The organism is Ruegeria sp. BHSC037 (assembly GCF_059613045.1).
Map to the genome: position 1 here is coordinate 273,604 of NZ_JBXWRT010000002.1, position 15,455 is coordinate 289,058.

General features: G+C 57.6%; 14 protein-coding genes and 1 pseudogene. 2 read left to right on the plus strand and 13 right to left on the minus strand.

The window, feature by feature from the left end; all coding sequences use genetic code 11:
- Positions 1–12 precede the first annotated feature (12 nt).
- Entirely contained in the window at positions 13–717 is a 705-nt protein-coding gene (locus tag AC2FMN_RS03155) for an IS6 family transposase (RefSeq protein WP_496682741.1), read from the plus strand.
- A 206-nt stretch (positions 718–923) separates the two neighbouring features.
- On the opposite strand, the gene AC2FMN_RS03160 is transcribed toward AC2FMN_RS03155, so the two are convergent.
- The 13 genes from AC2FMN_RS03160 to AC2FMN_RS03220 all read right to left on the minus strand — a co-directional run bounded on the left by AC2FMN_RS03160 (position 924) and on the right by AC2FMN_RS03220 (position 14,909).
- Positions 924–2,534: a hypothetical protein gene (locus tag AC2FMN_RS03160; RefSeq protein ID WP_496686195.1), complete on the minus strand. Its 1,611-nt coding sequence runs from the start codon at positions 2,532–2,534 to the stop codon at positions 924–926.
- A gap of 52 nt (positions 2,535–2,586) precedes the next feature.
- On the minus strand, positions 2,587–3,846 hold the full coding sequence (locus tag AC2FMN_RS03165; protein ID WP_496686198.1) for a DNA sulfur modification protein DndB: 1,260 nt from the start codon (positions 3,844–3,846) through the stop codon (positions 2,587–2,589).
- Positions 3,847–4,175: 329 nt separating this feature from the next.
- The gene (locus AC2FMN_RS03170; RefSeq protein WP_496686199.1) at positions 4,176–4,622 is read right to left on the minus strand and encodes a hypothetical protein; all 447 of its coding nucleotides are present in this window, start codon (positions 4,620–4,622) and stop codon (positions 4,176–4,178) included.
- A complete protein-coding gene (locus AC2FMN_RS03175; RefSeq protein ID WP_496686200.1) occupies positions 4,619–5,458 on the minus strand; it encodes a phosphoadenosine phosphosulfate reductase family protein in 840 nt (279 codons plus the stop codon). The genes AC2FMN_RS03170 and AC2FMN_RS03175 overlap by 4 nt, the downstream gene beginning before the upstream one ends.
- Positions 5,455–8,796, minus strand: a complete 3,342-nt coding sequence (locus AC2FMN_RS03180) for a hypothetical protein (protein WP_496686202.1) — start codon at positions 8,794–8,796, stop codon at positions 5,455–5,457. The genes AC2FMN_RS03175 and AC2FMN_RS03180 overlap by 4 nt, the downstream gene beginning before the upstream one ends.
- Complete coding sequence (locus tag AC2FMN_RS03185) at positions 8,793–9,755, minus strand: DUF4007 family protein (RefSeq protein WP_496686203.1); 963 nt, start codon at positions 9,753–9,755, stop codon at positions 8,793–8,795. Before AC2FMN_RS03185 ends, AC2FMN_RS03180 begins: the two co-directional genes overlap by 4 nt.
- Positions 9,756–9,833: 78 nt before the next feature.
- Entirely contained in the window at positions 9,834–10,994 is a 1,161-nt protein-coding gene (locus AC2FMN_RS03190) for a cysteine desulfurase family protein (protein ID WP_496686205.1), read from the minus strand.
- Position 10,995: 1 nt separating this feature from the next.
- The gene (locus AC2FMN_RS03195) at positions 10,996–11,202 is read right to left on the minus strand and encodes a CopG family ribbon-helix-helix protein (RefSeq protein WP_496686207.1); all 207 of its coding nucleotides are present in this window, start codon (positions 11,200–11,202) and stop codon (positions 10,996–10,998) included.
- 222 nt (positions 11,203–11,424) lie between these two features.
- Positions 11,425–11,796 carry a hypothetical protein gene (locus tag AC2FMN_RS03200; protein WP_496686210.1) on the minus strand — a complete coding sequence of 124 codons (372 nt, stop codon included), beginning with the start codon at positions 11,794–11,796 and terminating at the stop codon, positions 11,425–11,427.
- Positions 11,797–12,211: 415 nt separating this feature from the next.
- Positions 12,212–12,757, minus strand: a complete 546-nt coding sequence (locus AC2FMN_RS03205; RefSeq protein WP_496686218.1) for a PGN_0703 family putative restriction endonuclease — start codon at positions 12,755–12,757, stop codon at positions 12,212–12,214.
- On the minus strand, positions 12,658–13,059 hold the full coding sequence (locus tag AC2FMN_RS03210) for a hypothetical protein (RefSeq protein WP_496686220.1): 402 nt from the start codon (positions 13,057–13,059) through the stop codon (positions 12,658–12,660). Before AC2FMN_RS03210 ends, AC2FMN_RS03205 begins: the two co-directional genes overlap by 100 nt.
- 176 nt (positions 13,060–13,235) lie before the next feature.
- Positions 13,236–13,901, minus strand: coding sequence for a hypothetical protein (locus tag AC2FMN_RS03215; RefSeq protein ID WP_496686212.1), 666 nt, complete (start codon positions 13,899–13,901; stop codon positions 13,236–13,238).
- A gap of 24 nt (positions 13,902–13,925) precedes the next feature.
- Positions 13,926–14,909 (minus strand): helix-turn-helix transcriptional regulator, encoded by a 984-nt coding sequence (locus AC2FMN_RS03220; RefSeq protein ID WP_496686214.1) that lies wholly within the window; start codon positions 14,907–14,909, stop codon positions 13,926–13,928.
- A 100-nt stretch (positions 14,910–15,009) separates the two neighbouring features.
- Here AC2FMN_RS03220 and AC2FMN_RS03225 point away from each other — a divergent pair.
- Positions 15,010–15,455, plus strand: a pseudogene (locus tag AC2FMN_RS03225) (TM0106 family RecB-like putative nuclease); the annotation flags it as partial.

The window sequence follows — 15,455 nt, forward strand, 5'->3', positions numbered from 1 at the left end:
TAGCGCCCAGCCATGACCAAACGATCCCCGTTTCGCTATTTCAAAACCAGCCCCGAGATCATCCGGCTGGCGGTGATGCTGTATGTTCGGTTCCCGCTGTCGCTCCGGAACGTGGAAGATTTGCTACACGAGCGGGGCATCGACGTGAGCCACGAGGCCGTTCGGTTTTGGTGGCACAGGTTTGGCCCGATGTTCGCGGCCGAGATCCGGAAACGGCGGACCGAAGGCATGCGTTCGAGCCGCTGGCGCTGGCACCTCGACGAGATGTTCGTGAAGATCAATGGCGAACGCCATTACCTATGGCGAGCTGTGGATCACGAAGGCGAAGTACTGGAAAGCTTCGTTACGAAGAGGCGTGACAAGAAAGCTGCGCTGAAATTCCTAAGAAAAGCAATGAAAAGGCACGGCCGCCCCGAAGTGATCGTGACCGACAGACTCAGAACCTATGGCGCCGCCCTGAAGGAAATCGACGCTGGCCATCGCCGGGAAACGGGGCGCTGGTTGAACAACCGTGCTGAGAATTCACACTTACCATTTCGACGACGGGAACGGGCGATGTTGCGCTTTCGGCGGATGCGAAGTCTGCAGAAATTCGCCGCCGTTCACGCTTCCGTCTACAATCATTTCAATCAGGAACGCAGCCTCACCTCCCGAGCCAACTTCAAGCAAAACCGCGCCGCTGCTCTCACTGAGTGGCGCAATCTCTGCGCGGCATAAGGAACAGCAATCCTGCCCTTGCCGAGACTGGTTAGAATCTGTCTGACAGCACCCTCAGGGCGGATATTCTCCGGACCTCATGACTGCGCGTGTTTGGTGAATAGCTTGTAGGGGTATGGAATTAAGCCGTTTTTCCGAGGCTGGCCTCATCGCTTCGATGACGGTGGCACTCGCCCAAGATGACACTAGGACCGAACACTCGCCGACTATGTGGCTCCGGTTCTGCGGTGCGCTGGCAAGTGGTCAATGACTGTCCGCTGGGTATCTGGCTCCCAGAAATAGTAGATCCTGAGGCATCTTTTAGGATCGCGCACATTGCCACCGTTTTTCAGGTGCCAGTCGACGACATGGCGGCGACCATTCCACTCCGCTTCGTACTCATCGCCCCCACAGAGGGCATTGCGAATCCCACTTTCTATAGCTGCATCGCGGAGAGTACCTCCTCCGTCAAGCCGGCGGTCGTAGTGCTCTGAAGCCAACCAAGAGACGCATCGTGCCACAAGCGCCACGTCCTCGAACTCCGGTGCCCTCACCATGCGTCGTGCTGCCGGTGTGAGAGCGATACGGTCGGGATAGGTCTGATCTAGCCAGTCCAGAAACTCAGGCCACTCCTGCGGAATGGGTGGTTCTGTAGTTGGGGTATCGCCACCCCTTGCGAGTACGTGCTTGAGTTGTCGAACTTGGTACAGAAGCGCGCGGTTCTCCCGCTCTGCTTCCTGTGCGCGTGCCTCGGCAGCTTCTGCGACCTCGATGTAGCTGTCGATCTCCTTGTCTTTTTCCTCCACCTGCTTCTCTAGGCTATCGACCAGTTCCTGTGCTGTTTCCAACAGCTCGGCTTCCGGAGCCTCTGCCTCTCTCACCCGATCGGTCCGCAACCTCCGGCTCGCGGTCCTGACCATCGTAAAGTCGAGCACAGAGCGCCCAAGCCTCGTGTTGGTCACGCTAAAGTCAGCAGCTGTTTTCCTGAGCCAAACTGCGCAAGCTGCGGAGCCCTCTTCGGACGCAAGGTGTTCGGCCAGAAACAGACGGTGTCTGTAGGGGTCGTCGGCAGGTGAGAAACCCGGCATGTAGACACGGACCGCGCCACCGAAGACTGAACGAAAACGTCCGAAACGTCTCGTCAGAATCCATGTCAGATCGGCAGGTACGCGTACGACTCGGGCAATGCCGGCGGTAGCCTTGGCGATGACTTCGTCGGCGATCAAAGTGCGATCCGAGACGCCTTCCGGCATTGTCACCACGAACAACGGGAGCCTGCGCTCGGGGTCCTCCAGGTGATCGCAAAGATCCTCCGCAGCGTTCTCGCTCTCGATCGCTCGGGGAATCGATCCGAGAACACGGCCGCCTCGGACGAGGCCCGGTCCTTCAATCAGCTGCAGGACGAGACCAGGGACATGAGGCTCGATCTGGAAATCGCCCTCATTGGTGCTGGTTATGAGCCTCAGACTGACATGTGGCCGCTCACCAAGCTTGCCGCCGATCACAACCTCAGTGGACCACACCCGCCCAGCTACATCTTTGTCGGGATCCTCGGCGCGCAGCGCCCAAAGGTCCGTGTCATCGGTCTCGATCCGCACCGCCGAACTGTTTCGGCCTCCACGAGGAAGGTCGAAGTCTCGCATTTCCCAAGCTTCTAGCGGAAGCGCCCCCCCGGCGCGCTTCTTCGCCCACGCGAGGACCGCGCGCCGGGCCTGTTCTGTCGCGGCACCGAAGTCGTCGCCGTCAAGCTGAGCAGCAATCCGCAGGATTTCAATGTCGCGGACGGCACGGGGCATCCGCGCTGCAAGCGGCGCAAGGAACTCAGAAATCTGGCTCATAACAAAGCCACTTTGAGTACGAAGACTCCTTTTGCTGAAGGCAATCGATGTATCATGCGATTGGTGCGGGCAGCTTTGTACCAGGAGTGTCGAAAAGCTCTTCGTATTGCTTAGCAAGCGTCGCGAGTTCAACCTTCTCGAGTCGCTCTCCAAGATAGTATCCAATGAAGCGCGCCCCGAATTTTCGTGCCTGCTGTCCCGTGATGACCTTATCACCGTTCATTAGAACTCGCTGCCAAATAGAGTTCGCCACAGTCCAATCAGCTTTATTAACTCGCGCGTAAATCTCATCAGAGGAAAGGCGGGTTCCTGCGTCATCTGGCTCCGCGAGCCTGACGATTGCTTCAATTAGAGCTAGCTGCACAATCGGCTTTCCCAGAACGTAATCTGCTCGGAACTGCTTCCGCTTATCGTCCCCAGAATCTGTGGGATCCATCAAGGGTGCATTGAGATCGTTCATCTTCTCTACGAAGTCCTTCCAGAAGCCGTGTGCCGCGGTTTTCAGCACCTTTTGTTCAGCTTCTGGAGGCAGGGATGTTCTATCAATTTTCTTGTTTACCCCCAAACTACTCTCCAAGACAGCACCCGTCGCTTCATAAAGCGTGCTGAGAGTTGTGAACTCCGGGGCGGACTTCCCAAGCGTGTTTGATTTAAAGTTGACGATTCTATCGCTAAGATGGGCGTGAACAATTTCCCTTGTAATCACAGCGACAACATCGTCATCCGCCGTAATCAGATTGTCCGATTTTGAAGTTGCCTTTGCGTAGCGATTTACCTTGTTAAATATCTTGCGGGCTTTGGCTGTATCATGCTTTATCATGATGCAGGTGCAGGTATCAGCTCCAACCTCTATAGAGGGATCTAACCCCGAAATCTCCGCGCCTTTTTCGTCCCGCCCTGTTATTGCGAACTTGATGGCCGTGAGCCGGTGCTGTCCATCAAGGGGCACGAACACTTCATCACCTTGAAGGATCAAGAAGCCAAACTCACTTATTCCTTTTTGATAGTGCTTTGGGACGGATTTAATTATTTCGCTCAGTGGCTCAAATTCAACATCATCGCCATTATATATATCAACTATGAAGGCGCCGAAAAAACGGTCAGGGTCGCTAGCCAAGTACGGAGCAATATGCTCCTTGACTCGCTTGAAATTCACTTCTCGCTGAAATCTTTCCTCCATGGTGAAATCTTCCCACCCATCTAGCTCTTTTGGAAGCCGGAGGGTCCTTTCGAGTTGGCTGGCTGGCATAGTTACGATAAAGAACTCCGTAGAGCCGAACTTTCCGCGCATCGCTGGGAGGGTAGTTGTCATCAGTGGTCACTCCTATTTCGTCCTGTTGGTTCGTGGGGCATAGAGCGCGATGAACTTCCGCTCGAGACTGTGAATCGAAGATCTATTTTCAATTGGCTTAACCGCAAATTTAATATCTTTTGAGAACGCTCGAAGCCAGTCCTTGAGGTCGGGGTTGTGGCAGTTGATGAAGTGGTCCATTAGCCTCTTCTTGATTGGCTGAAATTCAGCCTTGCCAATGTATAGACATATTTTGTTGTACCAAAGCCCATAAACACCAAAGGCATCCTCAGGCAATCTCTCTATATTGCGTTGCGTAAATGGGCGCGATATGGTATTAGGATTGCAGCTCATGATTCAACAATATACTTTGCCATTTTCTGGTCGCTTTCCTTGCGCACCCAAAATTCGAGTCCAAGGAAGCGATTGTTATTCTCTTCAACAAGTGCCGACAGCGCTAGAGATAAGCTCTTGGAGCCAATCATGAGTTCGTAGGATCGCCTCTTCTTTTTTTCAAATACTGCGACGGCGACTTGATATCCAAATTTGGTGAGCACCGCGTAAGGCTCGGACGTCACGAGCAGCAGCCGAGGTTCGACATCGATTTTGATGCGTTCGGTAGGGCGCTCAACAGATGTGGATGTATTGGTCATTCGAAAACCTCTAAGAGGTCCTTCAATTGCATCAATGCTCTTAAAGTCTTGAGCATCTAACGCGGTACTGACTACCTCGCCCACGCTGACGCTCGGCTTCTCCGTGAAGTGGCGCAAGTGTGGCGGGCTGGAAACTATGGTCACTTGTGGCAGACTATGCATGTTGCAGCGACCTCCGGAGTGCCATAGGCGTCATCGATCTCGATGTCGTCGATGTTTGCGCGCAGCGGATTCTTCGGGCGGCGGGCTTTTGCGCGCGCTAGGCGCTTCTCGTAGTCATCCTCAATCTGCTTTATTCGCTCCGGTTGCTCTAGTTCGGCTAGCGATTCCCGATCGCTCCATGTGAACGGTGAGCCATGTTCAAGGGCTGTTTTCTCATATGCCTTGGCTTCTTCGAAGGCTTCCGGATGGGTTCGCTTGAGACGTACCCATTCGATCTTCTGTTGATAGAAGCAGAAGGTACAGCCACTTCGGGAGCGCCAATCATAATAGGTTGGAAGGCCCAGACCCGAGGATTCTAGAAGTTCCACCACTGCGGCCTTGTTGAGGCCATGTTCTTGAAGAGGGAAAGTGATCTTCAAGTTGGGATGGGTGGACTGCATCCCGGTACGAGCTGGCTCATCGGCGCGGATCGCAACATAGCTGATGATTTCAGTGCCGGCCTTGAGGTCGTCTTTCACCCACTTCTCAAAGGGACGCAGCTTGAGCTGGCGCGTGCACCAGCGTGTGCGTGGAGAGGGGAGGAAGTTCCCATATTCCTTGAGCCAAAAATCAAAATCTCGGTCAGGATTGAGATACGCAATAGGTCTTCCGAGGAAGCCCTCTAAGCGACCCAGGAACTCGTATACCTCAGGCAGCTCCTTGCCCGTGTCAGTGAAGAAATACTCGATCGGCAGATCCGGATAAGTCTGGCGCATGAACACAGCTAGTGCTGCGCTGTCACGCCCGCCGGACAAGCCCAGAACATGGCGCGTACTCATACTGCTTGGCTCCTTATATCGTCATTGGTATCGCTCATGCGCTGCATCCCAGCCTCTACCAGAGCGGCGAGCGCCACGGCGTCACTTACGCCCGCTTGGGCAAGGATGTCCTGCAGGGTCTCTGCGAGAACCTTGGCAGCGTCTTGCTCTTTGGCCGATAACTCGACAGCTCGAAGCGCCGTCGTGCCGTGTTCGCCCGTACCGACCACCACACCAAGCGCATGGCGGCTCGGATCGCGGCCCTGCACTTTGGCAAGCATCTCGGCTTGGCGGAAGGCCAGCGCAAGCTGGCCGGCTTCCATCGCCGCTCGGCTGGGCTCTAGATCACTCCAATTGCGGGGCGGTTTGTTAACAAGCAAACCGGCCAAGGATTCCATATCTGCAAGGGTTCCGGAGAAGCTCTGGAGGCGCGAGGCGAAAGCGTCCAAGCGCAGATCGCCCGAGATACCTTTGATTGTCTCAGCGCGGCGCTGCAGGTCCATGAGCGGGCCGCCATCATGGCCAAGTGCATCCAGCATCTTGCCCTTAAGACGGGTCAGCATTGCTTCGTAAGCTTGATGCAGCTCACGCAGCATCCCGCCGATTTCAGCCGCTACAGCTTCTGGAGTGTCGCGACCGCCTAGCTGCACCAGGTCGACAAAGATGGTGCGGTGAGGATCACTGGCAGCGCGCATGATCCGGCAAAGCTCTTGCGATTGCTTGGATAGAGAGGACGTGCGCCGGGTCCAGTCCGGCAGGCGCATTACGAATTCCACCAAGGCTTGTGCGATATCCAAAGGCTTCGGTTCGGGCGCTCGTCCCGTCACGGTTTCTATTTCTTCACTCAGTGCTTTGAGCAGAGCTTTTCCATCCGTCTTGTGGTCAACATGCCGGAGGGACAAATCGCGTGGGTCCTGCAGCAACCGATCAATCACGTAGTCATTGATCTCCGGCTGGAAGATGCCCTCGATATAGACTGCAATCGAAGAGCGATGGGCTAGGACAAAGGCTGCAGCGAGCAAAGGCAGCAAGCCAGAGCGCACCCCAAACGGCGGCTGCTGCCATAGGCTATAGACGTCCAACAAGGGGAACTCGCCATCCCGGTTCTGGGCATGCTCCTTGGCTGCATCCCACATGGGGATTAGGCTCGAGCCGGTTGCCTTGGTCGGTGCACGGAAGTCGAAGGTACCATTGTATTTGCGGTGCAGTCCGTTAGCTCTGAGGACGGTGCGATAGAGCCCCATCTCAGCCGGGAACCCTTCCATGCCGAGATCATCCTCATTTGAGTGATTGACCATGGCGTGCAACAACGCACGTACGGCGGCCTGGCTGTTTCGGGAGGGGTGCTCGCGGTTCACCAGCTCACTGCGGATATGCGGCGTCAGAGGGAAAGTTTCGTCCGCCAGAGTTGAGGCAATCTGCGCGATCGCTTTGGTGCTGCCGGCCTCGTAGCTGACACCACGCACATACCAGGTCGCTTGGGCAAAACCTTTGCGGAGGGCATCTTCTAACTCCGCGCTAACCACGGCGAGCCGTGCCTCTACCTCTCGGCGCGCAACCGCATCGCCCTCCAACTCCGGGTGCCCTTGGCGAATGGCCTCCAAAGCCAACAGGGCCGAGCCAGCTCGACGGATATGCTGCGCATTGGGAGGCACGCCTAGTGCCACAGGATAGCCGCCCGCTCTGCGAGACGCGTCACAGCAGCTCTGCGCTAGCTGGGCGACTGGCACCTCATCATCGGGGATCACCAAGAGAAACTGGCCTGAAGCCCCATTGGTCGGCTGATAGCATTCAACCAGTTTCGGCGCGGCCTGCGGCGAGGTGAGCGCCGTCGTGAACCAACGCAGAGTGCCCGTGGTGAAGTAATGCTTCTTGGCAAGGACTGGCTGCAAATCAGCGAAAGCTGACAAGCGATCCAGGTTGAGTTCGCCGAGCTGAGCCTGTGCTTCACTCAGGGCCGTCTCGATGTCGAAGTCACTGCCGGCGAACAGAGCGAAAGCATTTAAATGGCCCCTGAACGCCGCAACAGACCATTCCTGAAGCTGCTGTAGCGCCTGATCAATTTCCTCAGATGTGGCCTCCGGCGTGCAGCTTTCGAGTATGCTGCGCTCTGGAAGGATGCCACTGCCGCCATGGAATAGTTCGATTACCGCAATGCTCTTGGCCAATTTCACATGCAGTGGCCCACCCCGGTGCTCGCAGCGCTGCAGTGCTTCGACCGCCTGCGACCAGCGATGGGAATCCGGCGAGGCCAGGATGGCTGGCTCTAGGTTCGCCCGAAGATAGTCCCAAAGCTGTGACGGGTCATAGAGCGTCCCGCCTGCCTCATGGGTTTTCAGGAACTCCTGAAACCCGCCCGGTTCAGCAGAATTGAGAAAGCCGAACACGCTGCGCTCGTTCTGGCCGAAGCGCCGGCGCGACAAGGGGCCAATCAACGACGCCGTGACTGGATGCAGCGGCCAGCACGCAGCCAAGCGCGTGGAAAGATCCTCAGGGCTACCAGGTCTGCGTCGGCGAATGGCGCCGGCCACAGTCTCGATGATAGCGGCGGGGACCTCAGCCTCATCCGAATGAATCAGGGCACGGCCAATCAGATCGAGCACCTCATCAGTGGCAGTGACAATCGGGATATCCACATAGCGGCCCTGAATCTTGGCCCAGTCTTCCTGCATCTCGGCACCGAAACGACGCGCATACTGGTCGAAGGATTGGTGCAGGACCCCAACGATCAGCAGCCGGCCCTCGCAGCGCGCGGCAGCCTCAGCAAGATCTTGAAAGAAGTGTATGTCAGCAGTGCCGTCAGCCGCTGCTTCGAGGTATTTGCCGAGTTCATCAATGACTAGAAGCACGCCGGCCTCTGGTCGTGCAGAGGCTTCCTTCACGAGTCGCTCGATTACATCCCGACCTGCCGGATCGATCTGGCGGCGTTTGGTGCGCGCCGGCTTAGCCTCCCGTGCGACCGCATCTGCCAAAGCCTCGCGAAGATCAGATACTGGATCCGCGCGGCGTCCAACGAGGGGGACTACAAGCCACGGTTCTTCCTCCTGTGGGAAGGCGTCATGAAAGCAGGGCATATCTCCAAGTAGCTCAAGGCCGTCTTGGTTCTGCTCGAAGCTGCCGCCGAGTATTTGGCAGAGCAAAAGCGCCAGGCTTGACTTGCCTCCACCATAGGGACCGGTCCAGGTGAAGGCCCGCTGACCTGTTTCCTGGAATAGTCGCGCCATAGTCTCTATCGCCTGCCGGCTGGAGCCATGGCACACGTATCCCTGCAAGGCGCCATCAATTGCGTGATCTGTGTCGAGCCGGAGCGAACGCTGGAACCGGCGAGAAACTGTTACGATGTCGGACAGCTTGCTCATGCGGCACTCCTCTGCGTGGCGGTCTCGTAGGCGGAGGCCAAGAACATCATGGGATCAGGGTTGTGCGAGCGGCGCGCAACGTTGCGAACCCCGGCCGTGTCGGACCAGAGGTAAGCGCGGGCAGAGCTTTCCTCTATACGCGCCAAGCGCTCAACCAACGCATCCTCATCAAGCTTGAAGACACGCCCCGGCGAGCCTGGCTCGAAAGCCAGCGCTTCGACCGAGAGCGTCTGCTGGTGCGGCGCATGCCGCATCCAGAACTCATGAAGCGCATAGAGGAAAATGCCATCGGGTAGGGTCGGCTTCGCTCCGCGCCGGAACTGATAGGACTTGCTGCTCACAGCCCGGATCAAACCGAGCGGCACCAAGGCCGGCTCAAAAAGATCATCGCTGAACTTGCCCTGACGGGTTGGCACGTAGCTCCGCAAGAAACACTCGACGTCCCGCTTGATGGTCGCATCGGATGCGCGGATCTTATTCTTCAAGCGCGCATTCTGCTGATCGCGATAGTCGCGGAGCGGCGCTGCAATCGCGTCGTGGTCGAAGGTCTGAACGGCGAGGTGATTGAAGACATAGAACCACGTCGTGCTGCGCTCAGGCGTACCCGCCATCATCCAATGGAGCAGCCATAGCGTTGCGGGAGCCTCAAGGAAGGGGTCGACGCCGGTCGCATCGGCAAACAGATAGTCGCCGATGGTCGTAGTGCGGAAAACATCGCCGTCTTCCTCCAAGATTCCGCAGGTAAGCGCCCAATGGCGGATAGCGCCGACCATATTCTTGCCAACCCCGAAGGTGACAATGGATTCAGCGTCGTTGAACAGAGATTTTGGCGCGACGCCGCCCTTGGCAACGGCAACCTGATCGTACGCCTTCTTCAGCCAGAGATGGCGAAGCGGAAAGGTTTCATGGCCGGAGAATTGGGCCCGGAAAGCAGGATTGGCGAGGGGGCCTCTTATCATAAAATGCTCCTCTTGGACGTGTTATCCAATCTGTGAGGCAGAGGGAATCTTGCGAGGGTTCGGCGATCCATCTTCGCCTCACTCCGCAGCGACGGCTTGAGACAGGCGGGACGCCTTTTCGCAGATCAGCTCTACTGCCTGATCAATCTCATCAAGTGTGGTAAAGCGTCCGAAGCCGAGGCGCAGTGATGCGCGCGCCTCGTCGGGTGTAAGGCCAATCGCGCCAAGCACATACGAGGGCTCGATCAGGCCGGCATTGCAGGCGGATCCCACTGATGCGGCAAGTTCTGCCTGCAACATCATCAGCAAAGCATGTGCGTCGATGCCGGGAATGCGAATGTTTAGACAGCCACTGAGGCCGCTTGCCTCTGAGCCATTGACCCGAATACTGGGGATCCTCTCGCGTAGGCTGGTTAGCAACCGCGCCCTGAGTGCTGTTGTATGCTGCTCATCTCTATGTTGCTGGGCAATCGCCTTCTCCGCAGCGGCCGCAAGGCCCGCGCAGAGCATCGGTGCAAGTGTGCCAGGGCGCATCCCGTCCTGCTGACCGCCACCATACATGATCGGAGCTATCTGTGAGCGCGCATTGCCAGCGATGTAGAGCGCGCCGACACCCTTAGGCCCGTAGAATTTATGGGCTGACAAACTCAGCAGGTCGATGCCGAGAGCGAGCACATCAAGAGGCATTTTTCCGGCGAGCTGTGCAGCGTCGCTGTGGAAGAGCGCACCCACTTCGGAGCAGAGCGCGCTTATCTGTTCCAAAGGCTGCAGCGTGCCAATTTCATTATTGGCAGCCATGACAGAGACTAATGCCGTGTCGGGCCGGATAAGCTGCGCCAAACGCTCCAGATCGATGATCCCATCTGCGTCGACTGGGATTGCCTGGACTTCAAAGCCCTGTTTCGAGAGGATTGCCGCCGGAGCAAGAACGCATTTATGCTCAATGGCGGACACCAGAATGTGCCGGCGCCGCGTACGCTGCGCGACGCCCATCACGCTGAGGTTGTTTGCCTCAGTTGCGCCCGCTGTGAGAATAATCTCGCCAGGCGCAGCGCCGATAAGGTCAGCCACGGCGCGACGAGCTTCGTCCACTGCCCCAGCGGCTTCCCAGCCTAGTTGATGCTCTGAATGCGGGTTGCCGAACCTGTCCTCAAGGAATGGGAGCATTGCCGCCCGCACTTCTGGATCAAGCGGGGTAGTTGATTGATAATCCAGGTATATCGGTCTGCGGCGGTTCATGTTAATCCTTCGGTACCGATTGCGAGAAGGGCAATTCGGCTTGCTTGGTTTCGTCTTGACGCTCCACGAACTCCGACACTGCGCGGCGCACGGCCCATGAGAGCGAGAGGTCGTTGGCCTCTGCGATTCGAAGCAACTTCGCGTGGAGCTGAGGGTCCAAGCTCACCGTGAAGCGGACAGCGTCCTTCTTGCCTTTTGGTCGGGGCATGTTCCTCAAGCTCTATTTTGCGCACCATCTATCACCAAAGTAGCATCATCTTCAACCCCGGACTGGAGGATTCGTCCAGATTCAGCCTCTGAGTGGCGTTCACACACTAGATGATGGCCTATGTTCATGTAACGTTCTGCCTTTGCGTTCGCTCGCATGGACCGGTCGTGTGGTTGGCTGGACATCCTTCATATGTAGCTATCAGTCTGAAATTGAATGGTTTTAAAAGTTCTGGGCCGACCACTCTGCCGGATGCGGCTCCAGCAGCCGCGCCAGCGTCACCTCCGGCCCCTGCTTCCCGTCCAAGATCGCCTCGACGATATCGGGCGCGAGCAGCCTGAGTCGCAGGACGCGGGTCATGTAGGAGGGCGCGATGCCCTCGCGCTCGGCTAGTTCGTTGATGGTGGCGAACTCGTCCGTTTCCAGCATGCGTTTCCAGCGGAAGGCGCGGGCCAGTGCCTTGACCAGCGTGTTGTCGGTTCTGCGCTGAACCGGCGCGCCGTCGGGCAGCTGCACCTCCTTGCGCCCGCCGCGCTTGGTGATGCGGAACGGGACGTGGATCGTGATGGTGTCGGGTGTGGCGACTGGTTTCATGCGGCCGCCCCCATGTCGCCCGCCATCATCTCGCGTGCAAGGCCCCGCAAAAGGGTTCTGTTTGTTGGTCCCCATCAAGAATTGACTCAGGTGTGACTGTAGGGGCCTGCTAAAAAATGCAGGAAACCTTCATCACGCAAATGGCTACTTGTGAACTTCCGAGCGTTGTCTGTTGTCCAGGGTTTGCCGTCCAGCGAAGGGTAGCCGCTTGAATTGAGCCGTTCGGCAACTTGGGGGCAACTTTTTCCTGTCTCACGCAAGTGGTGAACCCGAGGATTTGTTGCCTGTGTAAGGCCAAGCGCTGCACCACGGGTGCGACCGAAAACACCCTCATCGGCGTAGCGGTTGAGACGGTTGCGGGCGGATTGAGCGCCACCATCGGCTGGTCACAGCTGAATGCGAGCTTCTGAAGCGCTCAGATGCTGACTAAATAACGTCGCCTCAGGTTCTCGAGATGCTCATGCAGCCATGCTGGCGTCGATGCGTTGTCGCGCCAGAAGTTCCAAAGTTCCGGGTAGCTGAACACCTCGAACGCCGGTGACGATCCTGCCACACGCATCTTGAACTCCTCCGTCTCGTCACGATGAGCCGCGAACTCGGAACGCGCGTCCGGGTTCGCAGGTTCCCAGAACAGATATAGCAGCGTCACGGGACGGTTGGGAAAGGTGCGAGACAGACCAAAAGCGTGCTTGATGAGCTGTGCAGCGTCGAGCCATTTGTAATGGTCCGGTCGATCCTGGAGACGCAGCATCTCGTGGAAGTATCCCTGATCGCGCCGCGTATCCCTGATCTGCTTATCATAGGCAGGAGAGAACTTCGGACGGTGACCAGAGAGGTATTCGGTCAGCTTGGACTCGATCGCTACGACATTGTCGGGACCAGATAGCACGACATCAAGGTTGGGAGCCCGCCCGCCTCGAAGCCCGGTGGGACATTTCCGTTCGAACTGGAGTTCATGAATGCGGCGTGTCCCGGCATCTTCAGATGAGCGATCCGCCGCCTGAACAGTGCAAAACAGTTCACCACCAGCCCCGATGAAGAGTGTGCCGCCCGGAACTTGGTCTTCAGTCCGTTGCCGTCTCCGGATGACAGGTCCGGTTCGAAATCCTCGGGCGAAACCCTCGGAAGGAGGGCACCGCGGAAATCCGCGACGTAGCCCTTCGGGTCGAGCGCAATGTCGGGGTACTGACGAGAGAATGCCTCTGACAGCGCTTCTAGGGCGCGGACCTTCGCAGGGCGTTCTGAAATCGTTTCCTGTTTCATGGGGGCAGTATAGCCAAAACCAGCGCCTACGCATCCGCTCTCGACGTCTCCTTTGCGGGCGCCCATCTCGACCACATCGCCATTACGCCATTCCATTGGTGCAATCGCACGGTTTGATTTGCGGGAGACCTTCGGGTTTCCAATTTGACCGAGTTGAGAAGGAGGCACCACCACACCTAATTGACCACCGGATAGAAAGGCCGCCCCCAGTCCTCTTGCGGGTTGTCCATCATGATGTCCACGAAGACCGGTAACAGGAATTCCAGGATCGCAGCACCATCGCGAACCTGTGCGCGGTTGACGCCGCTGTTCCAAGTGGAGCCGCCGTGCACCAGTTGGTTGCGCAGCACATAAAGGCGGTCAAAGACAAAGCTCAGTACCTTGGCGCAATCGCCGTTCTGAAAGGCCTGAGCAAAGCTGCGGGCCGATGCGGTAAAACGCTCCTGCCAGTTCTCATAACCGGGGATGCCGTTGTGATGCTGCCAGAACGGATGAAACACATAGCGGTTTTCCATCAACAGCCGGACGGGGCCGTGAAACCTCTGCCAAATGGCACCATAGATGCGGTTCTCGCCATCCAGACGCGCCATCTTGTCGAAAAAGCCAGAGAATGTTGCGCGTTCGCTGGGAGCGAAAGTCTGGAGTTCTCTCTCGTCAGCATAGGCCGCGTTGAAGGAAACCCAAAGAAAAATGAAACGCGCGTCATGATCCTCGCCGCAAGCCTCGGCCCGCCCAATCCAGCTGATCGCGCGGTGAACACGCAGTCCCATGGTTTCGGGAAATCCGTCACGAATGGCGCGTTGCTTGGCTTTCAAGGTGGCGTGATCGAGTGGATCGTTCATGGCAAAATCCTTGTTGCTAACATGTCAGGGAAGTGCGTCAAAATCGGCTCTCTGGTGGCCTTCGACAAGGTCGCGAAGGCCCTGCGGTTCCAGAACCTCGACCTTGTCGCCCCATTGATAGAGATGCCAGGCCATCTCCAGCCAACCAGCCGCGTGGAAGCGCACGACCAAGCTGCCGTCGAGCTGGGGCTCAAACTGCTGCGTTGGGTGAAATCGGAACTCGGAAGCACGTTCGGCAGCTTCGGGGGCGAAGCGCCAGACGACCTCGCCATATTGCGCCGGATCCTGGTAGACGCCAAAGGCGCGGGCGGCGTAATCCTCAAGCGAAAATCCAGCCTTGAAGGCAAAGCTGTCATCCAGCACCTCGACCGCGAAGATCCGGTCCAGTCGAAAATTACGCAGTTCGTCGCCGCGTTCTGGTTGGCGTGCCACCAGGTAGCTGTGATGGCCGCTCAATAGGCCGTGCGGCTCGATGATACGTGGCGCGGCATCCGGTAAACGATAGCGCATCTGCATCCGAAACGGGCCGCGCAGCGCTTCAATGATGGCGTCCAGCACATTGGGTGCCACCATGACCTTCGGTCCAGGCCTTGCCACCTGCCCAAGTGCCAAGAGAACGGCCTCGGCATCCGCCTCGCCACGTGCGACATCTTTGGGAGGGAGCCGGGCGATCATACCGTCGCGTATGTCGTTCAAGGCCTGCGCATGACGCAACCGGCTCTCGCCCTCAGCAGCCCTGACGGAAATCTCCAAAGCTTCCAGCGCGCTTTCGGTCCGCAGCTCCAACCGGGCAGCTACTGGGTCAGCGATGCGCCAGCGGCGGCGCCGGTCCGGGCCGTCATGGTGGGTCACGTTCTGAAAGGTGGTTTCCAGCGCCTCCGTCATGCGTTGCGCCGTCCGGTGTGAAACTTCGAATTCGGCGGCAATGTCGTCCAGACTGATGCCGCCATGTCGGGTTGCCGCGATTCGGGCCAACCGAAGAAGAACCTGTGCTTTCGAGAAACTCATGCGCACCCGTGACAGAGATTGACACCCATGTACGCTATTGATGACCTTGAGTTGTGTCGAGGTGATTCTCTCACTGGTTGTGAATTGGTTGGGTGTGCGCATGAGGAAATTTGACGGAGGCATTCTTTTGTCGGCATCCGACCTCATGCGTTTCACGGGCTGCCGCCATGCAACCGCACTGGATCTGGCCTACATGCAGGGTCAGGGTCCCGAGCCACGAGAAGACACTGAGGACGCCGAGCTTCTTCAAAAACAGGGCGATGCACATGAGGCGGCGCAGCTCGCTCGGCTAAAGGCTGAGGGTAAACAGGTGATTGAGATCAAGCGCGGGGAGCTGGAGCAGGATGCCCAGGCTAGCCGCATTGCGCTGGCCAGTGGCGCAGAAGTGGTCTTTCAGGGCGCGTTTCTCTCGGGCAATTGGGGCGGCTGGTCGGACTTCCTCGAGCGCGTGGATAAGCCCTCGGAACTTGGAGATTTCAGCTATGAAGTGGCCGACACCAAACTGAAGCGCAAAGCGCATCCAAAGCATGTCTTGCAGCTCGTGCT